Origin of the sequence: uncultured Chitinophaga sp. (assembly GCF_937898475.1) — a bacterium.
Taxonomy (GTDB): Bacteria; Bacteroidota; Bacteroidia; order Chitinophagales; family Chitinophagaceae; genus Chitinophaga.
The window spans coordinates 199,676-218,966 of the sequence record NZ_CALEJS010000012.1; the positions used below are offsets into that span (position 1 = coordinate 199,676).

General features: G+C 51.9%; 13 protein-coding genes. 7 read left to right on the plus strand and 6 right to left on the minus strand.

Going from position 1 to position 19,291, the window contains the following annotated elements; translation table 11 throughout:
• Positions 1–15: 15 nt before the first annotated feature.
• From Q0577_RS04220 to araA, 7 genes are all read left to right on the plus strand, one after another.
• Positions 16–4,422 carry a CusA/CzcA family heavy metal efflux RND transporter gene (locus tag Q0577_RS04220; protein WP_298733128.1) on the plus strand — a complete coding sequence of 1,469 codons (4,407 nt, stop codon included), beginning with the start codon at positions 16–18 and terminating at the stop codon, positions 4,420–4,422.
• Positions 4,423–4,521: 99 nt separating this feature from the next.
• On the plus strand, positions 4,522–5,664 hold the full coding sequence (locus Q0577_RS04225) for an efflux RND transporter periplasmic adaptor subunit (RefSeq protein WP_298733130.1): 1,143 nt from the start codon (positions 4,522–4,524) through the stop codon (positions 5,662–5,664).
• A gap of 47 nt (positions 5,665–5,711) precedes the next feature.
• Positions 5,712–6,368: an HAD family phosphatase gene (locus tag Q0577_RS04230; RefSeq protein WP_298733131.1), complete on the plus strand. Its 657-nt coding sequence runs from the start codon at positions 5,712–5,714 to the stop codon at positions 6,366–6,368.
• Between the two features lie 181 nt (positions 6,369–6,549).
• Entirely contained in the window at positions 6,550–7,254 is a 705-nt protein-coding gene (locus tag Q0577_RS04235; RefSeq protein WP_298733133.1) for an NUDIX domain-containing protein, read from the plus strand.
• A 138-nt stretch (positions 7,255–7,392) separates the two neighbouring features.
• A complete protein-coding gene (locus Q0577_RS04240) occupies positions 7,393–9,039 on the plus strand; it encodes a ribulokinase (protein ID WP_298733135.1) in 1,647 nt (548 codons plus the stop codon).
• The gene (locus tag Q0577_RS04245; protein ID WP_298733137.1) at positions 9,036–9,737 is read left to right on the plus strand and encodes an L-ribulose-5-phosphate 4-epimerase; all 702 of its coding nucleotides are present in this window, start codon (positions 9,036–9,038) and stop codon (positions 9,735–9,737) included. The genes Q0577_RS04240 and Q0577_RS04245 overlap by 4 nt, the downstream gene beginning before the upstream one ends.
• A 24-nt stretch (positions 9,738–9,761) precedes the next feature.
• On the plus strand, positions 9,762–11,264 hold the full coding sequence (araA, locus tag Q0577_RS04250) for an L-arabinose isomerase (protein ID WP_298733138.1): 1,503 nt from the start codon (positions 9,762–9,764) through the stop codon (positions 11,262–11,264).
• A 167-nt stretch (positions 11,265–11,431) separates the two neighbouring features.
• Here araA and Q0577_RS04255 read toward each other — a convergent pair whose 3' ends face one another.
• The 6 genes from Q0577_RS04255 to queG form a co-directional block, all read right to left on the minus strand.
• Positions 11,432–12,772 (minus strand): TolC family protein, encoded by a 1,341-nt coding sequence (locus Q0577_RS04255; RefSeq protein WP_298733140.1) that lies wholly within the window; start codon positions 12,770–12,772, stop codon positions 11,432–11,434.
• An 8-nt stretch (positions 12,773–12,780) separates the two neighbouring features.
• A complete protein-coding gene (locus tag Q0577_RS04260; RefSeq protein ID WP_298733142.1) occupies positions 12,781–15,900 on the minus strand; it encodes an efflux RND transporter permease subunit in 3,120 nt (1,039 codons plus the stop codon).
• Positions 15,901–15,997: 97 nt separating this feature from the next.
• Entirely contained in the window at positions 15,998–17,071 is a 1,074-nt protein-coding gene (locus Q0577_RS04265; protein ID WP_298733144.1) for an efflux RND transporter periplasmic adaptor subunit, read from the minus strand.
• 130 nt (positions 17,072–17,201) lie between these two features.
• Positions 17,202–17,477: a metalloregulator ArsR/SmtB family transcription factor gene (locus Q0577_RS04270; RefSeq protein ID WP_298733146.1), complete on the minus strand. Its 276-nt coding sequence runs from the start codon at positions 17,475–17,477 to the stop codon at positions 17,202–17,204.
• A gap of 72 nt (positions 17,478–17,549) precedes the next feature.
• Complete coding sequence (locus tag Q0577_RS04275) at positions 17,550–18,092, minus strand: alpha/beta fold hydrolase (protein WP_298733148.1); 543 nt, start codon at positions 18,090–18,092, stop codon at positions 17,550–17,552.
• Positions 18,093–18,316: 224 nt separating this feature from the next.
• Positions 18,317–19,240 (minus strand): tRNA epoxyqueuosine(34) reductase QueG, encoded by a 924-nt coding sequence (queG, locus tag Q0577_RS04280; protein ID WP_298733150.1) that lies wholly within the window; start codon positions 19,238–19,240, stop codon positions 18,317–18,319.
• Between the last annotated feature and the right edge of the window lie 51 nt (positions 19,241–19,291).

Here is a 19,291-nt window from a genome sequence, read left to right on the forward strand (position 1 = left end):
CATTACGGATAACAAATGAAGGCTTGCCGGCAGCAGGCCTGCATTCGTTCTATTATTCTGTTCGCACATAAGAAGATCATGCTTAACTATATCATTCGTTTTTCGATCCGTAATAAACTGGTCGTGGGCCTTTTTATGCTGGGCCTCATCAGTTATGGCATTTACGAGATCACCCGGCTGCCGATAGATGCGGTGCCGGATATTACTGAGAACCAGGTACAGGTGATCACCGTTAGCCCTTCACTGGGCGCACCCGATGTGGAACGGCTGATCTCCTTCCCGATAGAGCAGGCCAACAGCAACATTCCCGGCTTAAAGAAAATGCGCAGCTTTTCCAGGTTCGGGTTGTCTGTGGTCACCATTGTATTTGATGAGGATGTGGATATCTACTGGGTACGCCAGCAGGTAGCAGAACGCCTGCAGGAAGTGCAGGCCCAGATACCCGCGGGATTAGGAATGCCCAAATTAGCCCCGGTAACCACCGGGCTGGGAGAGATCTACCAGTACACGGTAAGGCCCAAAAAGGGTTATGAAGACAGGTATACACCGATGGAGCTGCGCACCATACAGGACTGGATCGTTCGCCGTCAGCTACTGGGCGTAAAAGGGGTGGCAGAGGTAAGCAGTTTCGGCGGCCTGCTGAAACAATATGAAATCGCCGTGTCGCCCGAAAAATTAAGCGCCTACGGCCTTACCATCAGCGACGTATTCAGCGCCCTGGAGAACAATAACCAGAACACCGGGGGGGCTTATATAGAAAAAGGCCCCGTGGCCCTGTTCATCCGCAGCGAAGGACTGGTGGGCAACCCGGAAGATATCGGCAAGATCGTTGTTAAACGTACCGCTGCCGGCGCTCCGCTGCTGGTAAGAGATGTGGCGGAAGTACGCCTGGGGCATGCCACCCGCTACGGTGCGCTGACGTATAATGGTGAACGTGAGGTAGCCGGCGCCGTGGTAATGATGCTCAAAGGCGCCAACAGTAATGAAGTGATCCGTAACATTAAAGAGCGGGTAGCGCAGATACAGCAGACATTGCCTGAAGGGGTGGTGATAGATCCTTTCCTGGATCGTACCAAGATGGTGAACAATGCCATTGGCACCGTAGAGCGCAACCTGCTGGAAGGCGCGCTGATCGTGGTGTTTGTACTGGTATTGTTCCTGGGCAATGTACGCGCCGGTTTGCTGGTAGCCTCTGTGATCCCTCTGTCAATGCTGGTGGCCGTGATACTGATGAATATCTTCAACGTGAGCGGTAACCTCATGAGCCTTGGGGCGCTTGACTTTGGCCTCATCGTAGACGGTACCCTCATTATTGTGGAAGGCTGTATGTACCGCCTGCATCATTCTACGCTGACCCGTCTTACACAAAAAGAGATGGATGGACTGGTAACGGAAACCTCCGGCAGGATGTTGAATGCAGCGGTGTTCGGAGAGCTCATCATCCTCATTGTATACCTGCCCATCTTTGCGCTGGCAGGTATTGAAGGTAAGATGTTCAAACCCATGGCGCAAACCGTGGCCTTTGCGTTGATAGGCGCCTTCCTGCTTTCTGTTACCTATGTGCCTATGATGAGCGCCCTTTTCCTGAGTAAAAAGATACCGCAGAAAGAAAGCTGGTCAGACCGCATGATGGACAAACTGGCCAAACGCTATCAACGTACCCTGGACAAAGTATTGTACTATCCGCGCATCGTGATCGGCTCCGCTATTGCGCTGCTGACAATCGCCATTATGGTACTGTTCTCCCTGGGCGGGGAGTTCATCCCGCAGCTGGAAGAAGGCGACTTTGCCGTAGAAACCCGCGTGCTCACGGGCAGCAGCCTGCAGGCCTCTGTAAATGCCGTGTCCCAGGGCAGTAAAGTGCTGCTGCAGCAGTTCCCGGAAGTGGAAAAGGTGGTCAGCAAAACGGGCAGCAGTGAGATACCCGTAGACCCGATGCCGTTGGATGCGAGCGACATGATCGTAGTGCTTAAAGATAAAAGCGAATGGACCTCCGCCAGCTCTTTCAATGAACTGGCAGAGAAAATGACCGAGGCCCTGGAAGAAGTGCCGGGCGTTACCTTCGGTTTCCAGTATCCCGTGCAGATGCGCTTCAATGAACTGATGACGGGCGCCCGGCAGGATGTGGTGTGCAAGATCTACGGCGATAACCTGGATACGCTGGCCAGTCTTGGAAACCGCCTGGGCGTCATCACCCACGGCATCAAAGGCGTGCGCGACCTGTACATAGAACAGCTTACCGGTATGCCGCAGATCGTGATCCGCTATAACCGCGATGCCTTAGCGCAGTACGGTTTGAATATAGCAGACATCAACAAAGTGGTGAACGCCGCTTTTGCGGGGCAAAGCAGCGGACTGGTATATGAAGGCGAACACCGTTTTGACCTGGTAGTCCGCGTAAGCGGCACGCAACGTAAAGATGTAGCTGATGTGCAGCAATTGCTGATACCCACTTCCTCCGGCACACAGATCCCCCTTTACCAGGTGGCCAATGTAGCTATAGAAGAAGGGCCTAACCAGATACAACGCGAAGACGCCCGCCGCAGGATCATTGTCGGGTTCAACGTGCGCGGCCGCGATGTACAAAGCATTGTAAAGGAAGTGCAGCAGAAAATGCGGCAGCAGATCCAACTGCCCGCCGGTTACAGCGTATCCTATGGCGGGGCTTTTGAAAACCTGGAAGCTGCCAAACAGCGGTTGGGTTTAGCCGTGCCCGTAGCCCTGCTGCTCATCCTGCTGATGTTGTATTTTGCTTTTCATTCTTTTGGTCAGGGCCTTATTATCTATTCGGCCATCCCGTTATCTGCCATCGGTGGAATATTGGCCCTCGCAGCGCGCGGAATGCCCTTCAGCATTTCTGCCGGAGTAGGTTTCATTGCCTTGTTTGGCGTGGCGGTATTGAACGGTATTGTGCTCATAGCAGAGTTTAACCGCCTCAAAGCAGGCGGCCTTACAGATGTAAGGCAGATTGTGCTGCAAGGCACGCGGGTGCGATTACGGCCGGTGTTAATGACTGCATCGGTAGCTTCACTGGGCTTTCTGCCCATGGCTTTAAGCCGCGGGGCAGGAGCGGAGGTACAGCGCCCCCTGGCAACGGTAGTGATAGGCGGCCTGCTGGTGGCTACTTTCCTTACCCTCTTTGTATTGCCGGTATTGTATATGCTATTTGAAAAACGTACACCGGTACGTATGCCCAAAGCAGCCGTCACCGCTGTACTGATACCGCTGCTCTTCCTCCTGGCGCCGGCTGCCGCTGCGCAAACGCCCATCTCCCTGCAGGCGGCTATCGATACCGCCCTGCAGCATAACCTTACCCTGCGCAATGATAAACTGTATGCAGACTATCTTCAGCAGCTGAAAGGCAGCGGGTGGGATATGCAGCAGACGATGGTCACCGGCGACTTCGGGCAGATCAACAGCGCTTATAATGATACAAAGTTCAGCATCTCGCAAAGCATGAAGTTCCCGGTTATCTATACAAGGCAGAAAGCCCTGCTGGCAGCAGAATGGAAACACGGCCTGCTCAGTGTGGCGCTGAAGGAAAAAGAGCTGAAGAAGGAAGTAACCACCGTTTACTACGAGATGCTGTACCTGCAGCAGAAGAAAGACCTGCTGGCTTATACAGACAGTTTGTATACGGCCTTCCTGGATAAAGCCACGCTTCGTTTTGAACAGGGAGAAAGCAACATTGTAGAGAAGGCAACCGCCAGCACGCAACGCGGACAGGTAAACCAGCAGCTGCAACAACTGGAACAGGATTACAGTATCCTGCAGTCAAAGCTTAAACTGCTGCTCAACACAACCGCCGATGTAGCGCCGGATCATCATACTGCATTAAAACTGGCAGCGCCTGCAATAGCGGATACCAGTACATTGTGGCAACATCCCTACCTGCAGCTCCTGGCGCAGCAGCAGCAGGTCAGCGCTTTGCAATACGGGGTGGAAAAGGCGAAGCTGCTGCCTGATCTTATTGTGGCCTACAATAACCAGAGCTTTAAAGGCACCGGTGCAGATGATAAGTATTATTCCACAGGCACGCGTTTCCAGTCGGTACAGGTAGGTGTGGGGATTCCCATTTTCTTCCATGCACAGAAAGCCCGTATCAACGCGCAGAAGGTAAACCAGGCACTGGCGCAGAATAATTATGAGGCGGGCGTACAACAGCTGCAGGCCCAATACGGGCAGGCGCTGAAACAGTATAATAAAACACAGCAGGCCGTCCGCTATTATGAAGACAGCGCCCTGCAGAACGCCGCAACCGTGATCAATGGCGCTAATGAGCAGTTCATTAACGGCCAGATCAATTACCTGGAATGGGTATTACTCATGAACCAGGCCGTAGGCATCCGCAACGAATATATAGATGCCGTACGGAACCAGAACAATGCGATTATTGACCTGAATACTTTACTGAATAAATAAAGAAAGTGTACGCGTTTGAGGGTTTGTATGTTTGATGAAACCTGTGATGTTTGCACACCTTCAAACCCTTAAACTTTCAAACCATCCAACTAAAAATTTATGACAAGATATATATTGCACGCTGCTGTTCTCTGTTTTTTAATCGCCTGCGGACAGCAAAAGACAGCTGAAAAAAAGGAGGCCGCTCCGGAGGCGGCAGATAACCTGGTACAGTTAACAGCTGCACAGTTAAAGAACGCCGGTATTACCACCACCAGGCCCGAAAGGCGCAACATCGCCACAGTGCTGAAAGTGAGCGGCCGTATTGATGTGCCGCCCCAGAACATTGTGAGTGTGAGCTTTCCTTTGGGCGGTTATCTTAAATCCACTAACCTGCTGCCCGGTATGCATGTAAACAAGGGATCTGTGATCGGTGTACTGGAAGATCAGCAATACATCCAGCTGGAGCAGGATTATCTTACCGCCAAAACCCGACTGGCTTTCCTGGAAAAGGAATACGAACGGCAACAGGTGTTGAACCGCAGTAAGGCCAGCAGCGATAAACTGTTCCAGCAAACCGCTGCCGACTACCAAAGCCAGCAGATCCTGCTGCGTGGCCTGGCGGAAAAACTGGAGCTTATCGGCGTAAACCCGGCCCGCCTTAATGAGAACAACATCTCCCGCAGCGTAAATATCTATTCGCCTATCAATGGTTTTGTTACCAAGGTCAATGTGAATATCGGTAAATACGTCAACCCAACTGACGTACTTTTCGAAATAGTGAACCCGGACGATATCCACCTGGCCCTGACCGTGTTTGAAAAGGATATCAGTAAACTGGCCGTAGGACAGCGTGTTATTGCCTTTACCAATAACGACACCACCACGCAATACGAATGCGAAGTGATCCTCATCGGGCAGGATGTGGAGGCCGACAGAAGTATAGAGGTGCATTGTCATTTTGAGTCTTATGATAAAGCCCTCATTCCCGGCACTTTCATGAATGCCCTGATCGAGACAGCGGCCGATTCCGTGCTCACCCTGCCCGAAGAAGCCATTGTACGTTATCAGAACCAGCAGTATGCCTTTGTACGGAAGGACACCAGCATCTTTGAAATGCTGCCCCTGAAAACCGGCGCCCGTGAGAACGGTTATACGCAGGTGGCCGCCGCAGACGGCAGCGATCTGGCGCGGCTGGAATTCGTTACCAGGGGTGCTTACTCACTGCTGATGAAACTCAAGAACACCGCGGAAGAAGAGTAGAAGAGGCCCTTTACCCCGCACTAAAGACTATTTTCTATTTTTGTCCTATGAAAGCATTTTTATTCGACCTGAACGGAACCATGATCAACGACATGCGCTATCACCTGGACGCTTGGCATTACATGATCAACCATGACCTGGGCGGCTCGCTGGACCGCGAGGCTGTGAAAAAGGAAATGTATGGCAAGAACGAAGAGCTGCTGGTAAGGGTATTCGGCGAAGGCCGTTTTTCTCCTGCTGAGATGGCGCAGATCTCTATGGAAAAAGAGAAGCGGTATCAGCAAACCTATCTGCCTCATTTACAGCTCATAGCAGGCCTGTCCCAATTCCTGGAAAGCGCCCGTCAGCAGGGTATACCCATGGCTATCGGTTCTGCCGCCATTAACTTCAATATCGACTTCGTGCTGGATAACCTGCACATCCGCCATTATTTCAAGGCCATCGTAAGCGCTGAAAGCGTTCAGCTGAGCAAACCCCACCCGGAAACCTACCTGATGGCCGCCCGGTTGCTGGATGTGCCGCCATCCTCCTGCATCGTGTTCGAAGACGCCCCCAAAGGGGTAGAGGCAGCCGCCAACGCAGGTATGAAAAGTGTGGTGCTTACCACCATGCACAGCCGGGAAGAATTTGCCGCCTGCAATAATATTATCGCCTTTGCAGATGACTATACTTCGCCTGAAATAGCCCGCCTGTTAAGCATCTGAGCCCTTCCGGAATTATTCTTGCCAGTTAATTGTATAATTGACATTTAATTGTATATCTTGTGGAGGAAATAAGGAAGCTTCCCCGGTCGGCCGGGAACGGGTCTTACCTTTTAATCAGGTAATTGGTGTAAATATCATTCAGGTGACATATATTAGCGTATAAACTAAAACACCTGGGTGTATGACACGTTATTCCCGGCAAACAAGAATGCTGGTAGCTATTGATTGCATTATTTTCGGATTTGACGGGCAGGACCTAAAACTATTAGTGATAAAGCGTGGCTTTGAGCCGGAAAAAGGTAAATGGAGTCTCATGGGAGGCTTTGTACAACCGGATGAAGGATTTGAGGAGGCCGCATCACGGATACTGAAGGTACTCACCGGCCTGGAAGGCGTTTACATGGAGCAGCTCTTTGCTTTTGGGAACCCTGACCGCGACCCCATGGAAAGGACCATCTCAGTCGCGTATTTCGCATTGATAGACATCAATGCCTACAGGCAACAGCTGAGTGAAGAGTACAGGGCAGAATGGATTTCACTGTCAAAACTGCCCAGGTTGATCTTCGACCACGCGGAGATGGTAGCACAGGCCCAGGCCAGGTTGCGGTACAAGGCAGCCATCCATCCTATCCTGTTTGAACTGCTGCCGCAGAAGTTTACCATTCCGCAGCTGCAGATCCTGTACGAAGCAGTATACGATACCGTATTCGATAAGCGTAACTTCAGCAGGAAAGTACTGTCTACCGGACTGCTGGTAAAACAGAAGGACAAGGAAAGGGCCAGCTCAAAAAGAGGGGCGTTCTATTACAAACTGGACAAAAGGAAATACAGCGCCAAATTCCACGCCTTCCTCAACTTTGTAGCCGATCCGGGCAAACTGAACTAGTACAGACAACGTGTGAAACGATAAGATAGAATAGCTTAAGGCCTTTAAACGAATAGTCATCAGGGGCACAACTATTTTTTTTACCTTGTTAAATAAATGTCATCACGACAATAAATATCAGCAGCTTAGCACATCGTTATGAAAAAAGACGCTTTTGTAATAGGAGTGGATTTTGGGACAGACTCCGTACGCTCCCTTGTAGTGAACGCAGCTACAGGCCAGGAGGCCGGCAGTGCCGTACATTACTACTCCCGCTGGAAACAGGGACTGTACTGCGATGCAGCCCTGCAGCAATACCGTCAGCACCCGCTGGATTACCTGGAAGGACTGGAAGAAAGTATTAAGGGCGCCCTGCAGCAATGTCCTCCCGGTACTGCTGCCCTGGTAAAAGGCATATCCGTAGACACCACCGGCTCTACTCCCGTAGCCGTGAACGAACAGGGTACACCCCTGGCTTTGCTGCCCGGCTTTGAAGAGACCCCGAACGCCATGTTCGTACTCTGGAAAGATCACACCTCCAACGAAGAGGCAGCGCTTATCAACGAAATAGCTCACGCAAACGATACAGATTATACCAAATACTGCGGCGGCATCTATAGCAGCGAATGGTTCTGGGCCAAGATCCTGCACATCATCAAAACAGATGCGGCAGTAGGTGAGAAAGCGGTTTCCTGGGTAGAGCATTGCGACTGGATACCAGGTGTGCTTACCGGACATCAGCAGGTAGCTACCCTGCCGCGCAGCCGCTGCGCCGCCGGCCATAAAGCCATGTGGCATGAAGCATGGAATGGCCTGCCCCCCGCAGACTTCCTCGGAAAACTCCATCCCGGCCTCCGCAAATATGCGCACATGTTCAGCGATACCGTAGTGGCTACAGTGGCAGCCGGTACCATCAGCGCCGAATGGGCCACCCGCCTGGGTATCCCGGCAGATACCGTGATCGGTACGGGCGCCTTCGACGCACATATGGGCGCCGTTGGTGCAGGCATTCAGCCTTATGCCCTTTGCCGTGTAATTGGTACCTCCACCTGCGATATTCTCATGGCGCCCATGGAAGAAGCAGGGCATTTGTTTGTGAAGGGCATCTGCGGACAGGTAGATGGCTCCGTAGTGCCGGGCATGCTGGGCCTGGAAGCAGGACAGTCTGCCTATGGCGATGTTTATGCCTGGCTGCGTAAACTGATCATGCAGCCCTTGTATGCCCTGATGAAAGACGATACCGCTCAGCTGGCGGCCATAGAAAGTAAGCTGCTGGGCTACCTCGCAGAACAGGCGCAGCAACTGCCTTTGAAAGATCAGGACCCACTGGTGCTGGATTGGTTCAATGGCCGCCGTACACCGGATGCGAACCATACATTGAAAAGTTCCGTAACGGGCCTGCACCTGGGCACAGATGCGGGGCAGCTGTTCAGGGCCCTGGTAGAAGCTACCGCCTTTGGCGCCCGGAGCATTGTAGAACGTTTTGTAAAAGAAGGCGTGCCCATTCATGAAGTACTGGCCCTGGGCGGTGTAGCTAAAAAATCAGGCTACGCCATGCAGGTGTTGGCAGATGTACTGAACCGTCCCATCAAGATAGTACGCAGCGAACATGCCTGTGCTTTAGGCGCCGCCATGTTTGCCGCTGTTTGTGCAGGTATTCATCCTGATGTGGCGGCAGCGCAGCAGGCCATGTCATCCGGTTTTGAAACCACCTGGCAGCCCCGCCCCGAACAGGTAGCTTATTATGCCAGGCGTTATCCCAGGTTCCTGGAACTGGGCGCATTCACTGAAAAGTTATACGCATGAGTCAGTATAAAACCATAAAAGAACAGGCTTATGAAGCAAATATGCAGCTGCCTGCATTAGGACTGGTGCTGTTCACCTTCGGCAACGTAAGCGTGGCAGACCATCAGGCCGGCGTATTTGCCATCAAGCCCAGCGGCGTGCCCTACAACGAGCTGACCCCCAATAAGATGGTGGTAGTGGATTTTGATGCCAGGGTAGTGGAAGACAATGGCCGTCCCTCGTCAGATACAAAAACACATGCCGTGTTATATAAACATTGGGAGATAGGAGGGATTGTGCACACACATTCTACCTATGCCACCGCATGGGCGCAGGCGCAGCGCGATATTCCCATCTTCGGTACCACGCATGCAGATCACCTCACCACAGATGTGCCCTGTGCACCACCCATGAGCGATGAGATGATCAGGGGAGACTATGAGCATCAGACCGGCTTCCAGATCATCAACTGCTTCAAGGAACGCAACCTGTCTTATAAGGAAGTGGAGATGATCCTGGTTGGCAACCATGCGCCCTTCACCTGGGGAAAAACGGCAGAGAAGGCAGTTTACAATGCGGCCGTGCTGGAAGAAATAGCGCGTATGGCGCAGCTTACGGAACAGATCAATCCGCAGGCGCCGACGCTGAAGCCATCACTCATACAAAAGCATTTTGAGCGTAAACACGGTCCCGGCGCCTACTATGGCCAGGGATGTTAACATGTACCATATAATCTAAACTGAATGATACCACTTAAGACACTGGAAGCCTGGTTCATTACCGGAAGCCAGCATCTCTACGGAGAGGAAACCTTGAAACAGGTGGCTGCCCATGCCCAAACCATCGCTGCCTCCCTGGACACAGCCCCCAACATTCCCGTTCGCATTGTTTTCAAACCCGTTGTGAAAACACCGGAAGAAATCTATCGTGTTTGCCAGGAAGCCAATACCACTCCCAACTGTATTGGTGTTATTGCCTGGATGCACACATTCTCTCCGGCTAAAATGTGGATCGGCGGATTAAAAGTGTTGCAACGACCGTTATTACATTTACATACGCAGTTCAATCGTGATATTCCCTGGTCAGATATAGATATGGACTTCATGAACCTGAACCAGTCTGCCCATGGCGACCGCGAATTTGGTTTCATCCAGTCACGTATGCGCCTGAACCGTAAAGTAGTGGTTGGACACTGGCAGGAAAAAGGTGTACTGCAGGAGCTGGAAACCTGGTTGCGCGCGGCAGCCGGCTGGTACGACTGGCAGGGCGCACGTTTTGCGCGTATAGGTGATAACATGCGCCAGGTAGCGGTAACGGAAGGCGATAAGGTAGAGGCCGAGCTGCGCTTTGGCTACGCCGTGAACGGTTACGGCATTGGCGACGTAGTGGCCAAAGTGAATGCCATCAGTGATGCCGAAGTGCTGCGTCTTACCGAAGAATATGCTGATACTTATGAACTTGCGCCATCCCTTCGCAAAGGCGGGGAAGGACATGCGTCATTGAAAACTGCCGCACGTATAGAATTGGGCTTGCGTGCTTTCCTGGAAGAAGGTAACTTTAAAGGATTTACAGATACATTTGAAGACCTCCATGGCCTTGAACAACTGCCCGGTATTGCCGTGCAGCGCCTGATGGCAGATGGCTACGGCTTCGGTGGTGAAGGCGACTGGAAAACAGCTGCCCTGGTGCGTGCCATGAAAGTGATGGGTAGCGGCCTCCCCGGTGGTACCTCGTTTATGGAAGACTATACTTACCATTTTGACCCGGATAACCGTATGGTGCTGGGCGCTCACATGCTGGAAATATGCGCTTCCATAGCCGACGGTAAACCTTCCTGCGAGGTGCATCCCTTAGGCATTGGCGGCAAGGCCGACCCGGTAAGGCTGGTGTTCAATGTAGCAGATGGCCCCGCCATCAATGCATCTGTAATTGATATGGGCAACCGTTTCCGCCTGCTGGTAAATGAGGTGCAGGCCGTAAAGCCGCAGCACCAGCTGCCTAAACTGCCGGTAGCCCGCGTATTGTGGAAACCGCTGCCGGATATGGGCACTGCCTGCGCAGCCTGGATCTATGCCGGCGGCGCCCACCATACCTGCTACAGTCAGCATCTGACAGCGGCGCACATGCAGGATTTTGCGGATATGGCTGGTATTGAATACGTGCGTATTGACAATGAAACAAAATTGCACCAATTTCGCAACGAACTGCGTTGGAATGAAGTATATTACCAACTGAATAACAAATGAAACAACTGAATTATCATCATACTAAACTTTGTTGCTGATTAATCAGCCATTGATGACGTGGAATAACAAAAGGCCGGATTCTTCCGGCCTTTTTATTTCCAATAAAAAAGGCCGGACGACTCCGGCCCTCGCTACATAAACACTAAACACATAAACTTCTCCAACTGCTATTGTTTCCCCCTGGTTCTATCCAGTTCTATGCTTGCTGCCAGGTAATCGTATACCGCTTCCAGGTAGTTCAGCTGCGCCGTTGTGAGCGCAAGCTCTGCATCCGTTAGTTCCAGGCGGGAGGCAACCCCCTTCTGGTAGCGGTACTGTATGATGTCATAGCTTTGACGGGCGGTTTCTTTCACCTGCTCCTGTGTGTGCACTCTTTCAAATGTTTCCTGCAGGTTGGCAATAACCTGTCTTACTTCTGTTCTCAGCTGTTCATAGGCATCTGTCAGGTCAATACCGGATTGCTGATGGCTCAGCTTTGCCTGTTTGATCTTTGCCAGGTTGCTGTTACCGCTGAAGAGGGGAACGCTGACCTGTGCACCGGCAAAGGAAGCGCCGGGCCAGGAGGCGTCAAAGAATTTAAAGTTACGCGCCTGGCTTTGCAGCTGGTACTGCCCCACCAGTGATACTACCGGCAGCCGCCTGGCTTTTGCCAAAGCAATGCCTTCTTCGCTGATCTGCTGGTTCAGCCGCAGCTGCTGCAGGTCCTGACGGTTGCTGCGCGCTTCCTCATACAAGCTGCTTTCCTGGGGAAGTGCAGCCTGCCCGGGATGAGCGAGTGTATCCGTCAGCGTTACTGTCTGCAGCGAGTCCAGCCCGATCAGGGTCACCAGCTGCAGTTTGCCCACATCAATGGCTTTGTTCAGCCGCAGGATGTCCGGCTCCAGGTTCTTAACGGAGGTGAATGCACGAAGGGTATCTACCCGTAAGGCCCGGCCCTGCGCCAGTAAAGACCTGGCATCCTGCAGGGCTTTCTCATTACGCTGCAGGCTTTCATGCTGCAGCTTCAGGCGCTCATTCAGTACCAGCAGTCCCAGGTAAGTGCGCTTCACCGCGGCGGTAATGTCTATCTCTTTAAATGAATAGCTGGCGCGGCTGGCTTTTTCCTGTAATGCGGCCTCCCTTTGTGCGGGTTTGGCAGCGGGGTTGAACAGCGGCTGTGAAACAGACAGGGTAGCAGATACCTGGTCCCTTCCGCCAAAACGGCCATAAGGGATCTTATTCTTGTCTGTTGTTTCACCAAAGCCGAAGAACACCGGCAATTCAAAATAATGCGCGTACTGCCCGCCAAGACTGGCGCTTGGCAGGGAAAGGCTTTTGGCCACTCTGCGCTGCTCCTGCGCAATGGCGATATCTATACCGGAGGACTTCAACGCCCGGTTATGTTTTACTGCTAACGACACAGCATCCTGCAGCGACAGCTCAATCGCCTGTCCATATCCGCTGAAGCCCTTCAACAGCAGGGATACGGCCAGGATACTGCTATATGCAATGGATCTTTTACTTATCATAAAAAAGTTTAAACGTTTGAGAGTTGTTCCGCCACCATTGGTTTATGCTCCACCGGTTTTTGTTTGGCCGGTCTTGAGAAATAAGAATAAACAGAAGGGATCACATATAATGTCAGGATGCCGGCGAAGATCAGGCCTCCCACTACTACAATGCCCAGCGAAGTACGGCTGCCGGATGAATTACCCAGCGAGAGCGCAATGGGCAACGCACCGAAGATCATCGCGAGTGTAGTCATTAATATGGGCCTGAACCGCGATACAGCAGCCGATAGCACGGCCTCCCGTACGCTGAGCCCTTCCTTTTTATTATGGTTGGCAAATTCCACGATCAGGATACCGTTCTTCGTGATCAGACCGATCAGCATAATGATACCGATCTCGCTGAAGATGTTTACAGACTGACCGGTGAACCACAGGCTCAGCAAAGCCCCGGTTACTGCCATCGGTACTGTTAACAGGATGATGAACGGATCTATCAGGCTTTCAAACTGCGCCGCCAGTACCAGGTAGATCAGGATGATGGCGAATATGAAGGCAAATATCAGGCTGGAGCTGCTTTCCGCATAGTCGCGGCTTTGTCCTGCCAGGTCGGTGGTAAAGCCTTTCGGCAGTACTTTGGCCGTGATATTATCCAGCTCTTTAATCGCTTCGCCCAGGCTCACACCGGGAGGTGGCGTGGCGGAAATTGTCACGCTGTATGCCTGGTTGTAGCGGTAGATAGCCGGCGGACTGATACCTTCTTTCAAAGACACGAGGTTGTCCAGCGACACCATTTCATTGCTGGCCGTTCTTACAAAGAGGGAACGCAGGTTCTCCGGCGCTGCTCTTTCTTCCCGGTCCAGCTGCCCGATCACTTCATACTGCCGGTCGTTATAGATAAAGTACCCGTAACGCCTGCCGCTTAGCGCCAGCTGCAGCGTACGGCCTATCTCCTGTGTAGAGATGCCCAGTTGTGCCGCACGCTGGCGGTCAATGGTAATACCGATCTCGGGGCGGTTCACTTTAAAGTCAGGATCCTGGAAGCTTAGCTTGCTGCTCTTGTACACTTCTCCCATCAGGCTGGGCATCACTTTGATCAGCTGCTGCAGGTCGGGCGCCTGGATCACGTACTGGATAGGCTGGGTGGTGGCAAAACCGCCAATGGTGGGTATCTGGATGGGAATGCACAGCACATTGCGGAATCTGCCTACGGCGCCCATCAGTTTCTGGTACACGTCCTGCTGCGACATTTTGCTCTTGCGGTTCTTGGGGTCTTCCAGGAAGATCCACTGGAAGCCGCCGTTCACCGGTTGTACCAGGGTACCTACGCTGGCGGCTACACCTGCATAGGTACGGCTGCCGTTCAGGTCGGGAATGGAGTCTGCCACATAGTTGGCAATCTCTTTCATGGTCTCGTTCATGCTCTCGTAAGAAGTACCTTCCGGTGCAATCACCGCCAGGCCTATCATAGAGCGGTCTTCCAGCGGCGCCAGCTCAGAGGGCAGCTTGGGCAGCAGCAGGTAAGCGATACCAAAGGAGAGGAACAGCAACGCAAAGCCCAGCCATCTCCATTTAAAGAACCATTGCAGCGAACGTGCGTAGCCGTTATTCAGGGCCTCAAACCAGGGCTCTGTTTTGCGGTACAGCCAGCCATGCGTGGCGCCCGCTTTCAGCAGGTAGGCGCTCATCATGGGCGACAGCGTAAGGGCCACAAATGCAGACACCAGTACGGAGCCGGCTACCACTATGGCAAACTCCTTGAAGAGCCGCCCGGTGATCCCTCCCAGGAACAGTATGGGAAGGAACACGGCGGCCAGTGTAATGGTAGTGGAGATCACCGCAAAGTAAATCTCGTTGGATCCCTTGCGGGCGGCCTCCAGCGGGTGCATACCCTGCTCCACCTTACTATAGATGTTCTCCAGTACCACAATGGCGTCATCCACCACCAGCCCGATGGCCAGTACTAGGCCTAACAGCGTCAGCACATTGATGGAGAAATTACCAATGTACATGATGAAGAAGGCCGATATAATTGATACAGGTATGGCTACAATGGGTATCAGCGTACTGCGCCAGTCGCGCAGGAAGATGAAGATGATCAGCGTTACCAGGCCAAAGGCAATGATCAGCGTTTCTTCCACTTCTGATAAAGAGTTGCGCACCGGTACGGTAAAGTCTTTACCCAGTGAAATGATGTAATCTTTGGGCGCTGTTTTCACGATCTCGTCAAACCGCTTTTTGAATTCATCCACAATAGCCAGGGAATTGGCGCCGCGTTGCGGCTGCACACCCGTACCTACGCCGTACAGGGCGGTTTTGCCTTCAACTTCTATCATAGCCGTTCTCTCATTCTGAGAGGACATAACAGCCGTGCCTACGTCTTTAAACCTTACAATGGCGCCATCCTTCTGACTAACGATCATGTTATTGAAATCATCTTCTGTTACCAGGCGCCCCTGTGTGCGCAGGGTAACTTCTGTATTCTGGCCTTCTATACGGCCGCTGGGCAGATCCACGTTCTCACGCTGCAAAGCGGTCTGTATATCCAAAGGCGTGAGCCCGTAGGCGGCCAGTTTTACCGGGTCCATACGCAGTCGCATGGCGCGTTTACGTCCGGCATAAGAATCTACCAGGCGTACGCCGGGAATAGATTGTAAACGCTCTTTAATATTGATGTTCACAAAGTCGGTGATATCTTCCAGGCTCCTGGTAGCGCTCTTCACAGTAAGGAACACCAGGAAGTCAGGCGGGCCTGATTTTTCAACGATGGTGGGTTCAATATCTGTGGGCAGCTGCTGCCTGGATTTGGATACTTTATCGCGTACATCATTGGCAGCTGCTTCCAGGTCGGTGTTCAGGTTGAATTCAACGGTGATAACGCTTACCTGCTCGCGGGAAACGGAAGACATGGCGCGGATGCCGTTGGCCTCTGCGATCGCTTCTTCCAATGGTTTGGTTACCTGCGAGGCAATGATGTCGGCGCTGGCGCCCGGGTATACCGTTGTAACGGTAACGATGGGCGAATCGGTAACGGGGTACTCCCGTGTGCCCAGGAACGTATAGCCTACGATACCGAACAGGATGAGCAGTACAGACATCACCCCGGCCAAAACAGGCCTGGAGATGCTCATTTGAGAAATAGCACTCATAAAAAATCAGTAATTAATAATTAAGAATTAAAAGGCCCGGAGCTGTAATAAGTATTAAAGTAAAGTGAAGAAGAACAGTGGCCGTCAATGATGCTTTTTATTTGATTGTCACCAGTTCTACAGCGGCTCCCGGTGCAAGTCGCAGCAGGTTGCTGGTAATAACGGTATCGCCTGCACTGAGTCCTTTTAATATCTGCACGTCATGAGCGCCGCGCTGGCCAATCTGAACAGGAGTGATCTCAACGGTTTTATTCCTGTTCACATACACAGCATAACCGTCTGATGATGGTATCAGCGCCTGGCTGGGTATTTTCAGCGCATTGTCTGCGGTGCGCAGTGCCAGGTTCAGTCGGGCGCTTTGTCCGGGAACCAGTGTACGCTTCGCATTAGGGGTAATGCCCCTGACCAGCAGTGTGCGGGTTTGCTCATTCATGGTGGCTTCTTTTGCCACGATGGTAGCGTGGTACTGTGCGGTGTCTGATGCTACGGTAAATACCTGGTCTTTCTCCAGCGGTATCAGGTGGGCATACTTCTCCGGTACGGCAAATTCCACTTTAATACGGCTGTCGTCCACGATGTTGGTCAGCACGGTATTGGCAGATACCAGCGCACCGGGATAGGCGCGGATGATACCGATACGGCCATTGAAAGGCGCGCGGATACGAGTTTTGCCGATGGTCACCTGCAGCTGGCGGATCTCTGCCTCCAGTACCCGCAGGTTCGTGATGGCCTGGTCATAATCCTGTTGTACGGCAGCGTCATGCTCAATCAGGTCTTTCAGCCTGGCTTCGTTCAGGGCGGCCAGTTTTTCCTGCTGACGCAGCCTTTCCAGTTGTGCCTGCAGGTCCGCATCATCCAGCTGGAACAGCAGGGTGCCTGCGGCTACTACATTGCCTTCTTTTACATGCACCTGTACCACCTTTCTGGGCAGCTCGCTCACAATGCTCACTTCCTGGTTAGCTACCAGCGAGCCGGTGATCTGCAGATCGTCGCTGAAAGAGCTGTGCTTTACAATATGTCCGTCTGCCGGTATACCTGCAGCAGCGGCGGCAGCCACCGGCGCTTCCTTTTCATTGGCTTTACTGGCGCAGGCCTGGAGTATGATGACGAACAGGGAAGACAACAGCAACAGGTGTGCACTGGACTTTAGTGATAATAGTAATCGTTGCATAAGGGAACTCATTTATTGAATCATTGAAATTATTCGATAGATTGAAACCTGAAGAACCTTTAAAGTTTATTCCAGGTACAAAGCTATCGATTAATAGAAATGTTTCGATATGTACTATGTAAAAAAACTGTCAGCTTTTTAAAGCCTGCAAAAATTCAACGTACTGGTCCAGCATTTTGCTGTTGAGTCTATACTTCACCTGTCGTCCTTCCTTTACTGAAATAATCAGCTCTGCGTCAGTGAGTTGCTTAAGATGATGGGAGATGGATGGCTGTGTGAGATCAATGAATTCGTACACTTCGGAACAGTATAAACAATCCTGGGTCTTTCTCAATTCTTTGAGTATCAGTAAGCGGTTTGGGTCTGCCAGGGCTTTGGATATCCTCTCTACTTTCTTTGTGTCCATGGTAATGTTATTTTAGCTGCAAAAGCCTCCGATCCTGCAAAAGTACAAGAATTTACTAAGATATCCATATGTTCAGAGCGTGTGCCAGTCATGCAGCAGTTCTTTTAACAATTTTTTACCTTCCGGCCATTCTCCCAACCCGGAGTCTGCATTGATATGGCCCCTGGGGCCTGTGTTCACAAAGCGGCTGCCCCAGGCCTGGGCAAAGAACTTTGTCCGCTCCATGGTAGTATAACTATCATTGGTGCTGCCTACTACAATACTTTTAAAAGGAAGTGCCTGTAAAGGAATAGGAGAGAAGCCTTTTGCCCCGGCAGGGAAAGAAGGACGTTCCGCATCTGCAGGCGCTACCAGCAGTGCGCCCCTGATAGGCTGTTTGGTTTGTGCCGCCCAGTGTACCAGTGCTATACAGGCCAGGCTATGGGCCACCACTACTACCTGCGGCCCTGCTTTGGCAATAGCCGCTTCAATGGCAGCCACCCAGTCTGCACATACAGGTGCATCCCAGTTCTGCTGTTCTATTCGTAAAATGCCGGGTTCCTGCTCCCAGATGGTTTGCCAGTGTGATGGACCTGAACTGCCCAAGCCCGGGGCAGTCAAAACTTTTATCTCCATAGTCAGCGTGGATATTTGAACATCGGATATACAATGTACGCAAAAGCACCGTAAAGTGAAAGGCCGAAGGAATTCGGCCTTTTTAATGCTAAAATTCCACGTTATGGCACTCAGGTCCATAAGATCTTAGCAGAATATATTTCGATACAATGTCTGATTTTACAGATGATGAGAAGTGGGATTGTGACAGTTGTGGCTGTGTCATCTTACACAAATGTAGCATATTAACCTATAAACTTCAAATTGCGCTGAATGCCGCTGAACTTCGATCTTTTAAGCGGTGAATGGCGGAAAATTTCCCGGAAAGCATCGGCTGTAAGCGCCTCCCAGTCGGCCGTGCTGAAGTTCAGTATCTCAGGCACCGGCGTAAATTCCACGGTGGAATGCGGCTTTGAAAAACGGTTCCAGGGACATACATCCTGGCAGATATCACAACCAAACATCCATTGTTCAAACTTCCCCTGCATGTTTTCCGGTATCAGCATTTCTTTCAGCTCAATGGTATAATAGGAAATGCAACGGCTGCCGTCAACCACGCCCGGTTCTACCAGCGCCCCGGTAGGGCAGGCATCCAGGCAGCGGGTACAGCTGCCGCAATAATCGCCTGCAGGTGAATCATATTCCAGTGGCAGATCAGTGATCAGTGTAGCAATAAAAAAGAAAGAGCCCGCCTGCTTGTGTATCAGGTTACCGTTCTTACCTATCCATCCCAGTCCGCTGCGTTGCGCCCAGCTGCGCTCCAGTACCGGGGCAGAGTCTACAAAACCGCGCCCGTTCACTTCGCCGATGTTTTCCTTTATCTGCAGCAGCAGGGTATTAAGTTTGGAACGGATCACCTCGTGATAGTCCTGCCCGTAAGCATACTTGGCGATCTTCGGTGCATCCGGCCGCTGTTGTTCAGCGGGATAGTAGTTCAACAGCAGGGTGATCACAGACTGTGCATTGTCTACCAGCTTACGGGGGTCAATACGCTTATCAAAATAGTTTTCCATATACCGCATGGTGCCGTGCATACCCTTGTGCAGCCACTGCTCCAGCCGCCGGGCATCATCGTCCAGCTGCACGGCGCGGGCAATGCCGCAATGGTCAAATCTTAGGGCACCGGCTGCCTGCTTGATAAAGGCGGTATGTTTTTCCGTAGGCGTCATTCCGGCCGCAAGTTACGAATCATGTGACTATTTCGTGTCATTCCCCGGTTG

Coding starts and splice junctions, on each gene's coding strand:
- Q0577_RS04225 (WP_298733130.1), top strand. CDS start 4,522: ATGACAAGATATATATTGCACGCTGCTGTTCTCTGTTTTTTAATCGCC.
- Q0577_RS04235 (WP_298733133.1), top strand. CDS start 6,550: ATGACACGTTATTCCCGGCAAACAAGAATGCTGGTAGCTATTGATTGC.
- Q0577_RS04240 (WP_298733135.1), top strand. CDS start 7,393: ATGAAAAAAGACGCTTTTGTAATAGGAGTGGATTTTGGGACAGACTCC.
- Q0577_RS04255 (WP_298733140.1), bottom strand. CDS start 12,772: ATGATAAGTAAAAGATCCATTGCATATAGCAGTATCCTGGCCGTATCC.
- Q0577_RS04220 (WP_298733128.1), top strand. CDS start 16: ATGAAGGCTTGCCGGCAGCAGGCCTGCATTCGTTCTATTATTCTGTTC.
- queG (WP_298733150.1), bottom strand. CDS start 19,240: ATGACGCCTACGGAAAAACATACCGCCTTTATCAAGCAGGCAGCCGGT.
- Q0577_RS04270 (WP_298733146.1), bottom strand. CDS start 17,477: ATGGACACAAAGAAAGTAGAGAGGATATCCAAAGCCCTGGCAGACCCA.
- Q0577_RS04260 (WP_298733142.1), bottom strand. CDS start 15,900: ATGAGTGCTATTTCTCAAATGAGCATCTCCAGGCCTGTTTTGGCCGGG.
- Q0577_RS04275 (WP_298733148.1), bottom strand. CDS start 18,092: ATGGAGATAAAAGTTTTGACTGCCCCGGGCTTGGGCAGTTCAGGTCCA.
- araA (WP_298733138.1), top strand. CDS start 9,762: ATGATACCACTTAAGACACTGGAAGCCTGGTTCATTACCGGAAGCCAG.
- Q0577_RS04265 (WP_298733144.1), bottom strand. CDS start 17,071: ATGCAACGATTACTATTATCACTAAAGTCCAGTGCACACCTGTTGCTG.
- Q0577_RS04245 (WP_298733137.1), top strand. CDS start 9,036: ATGAGTCAGTATAAAACCATAAAAGAACAGGCTTATGAAGCAAATATG.
- Q0577_RS04230 (WP_298733131.1), top strand. CDS start 5,712: ATGAAAGCATTTTTATTCGACCTGAACGGAACCATGATCAACGACATG.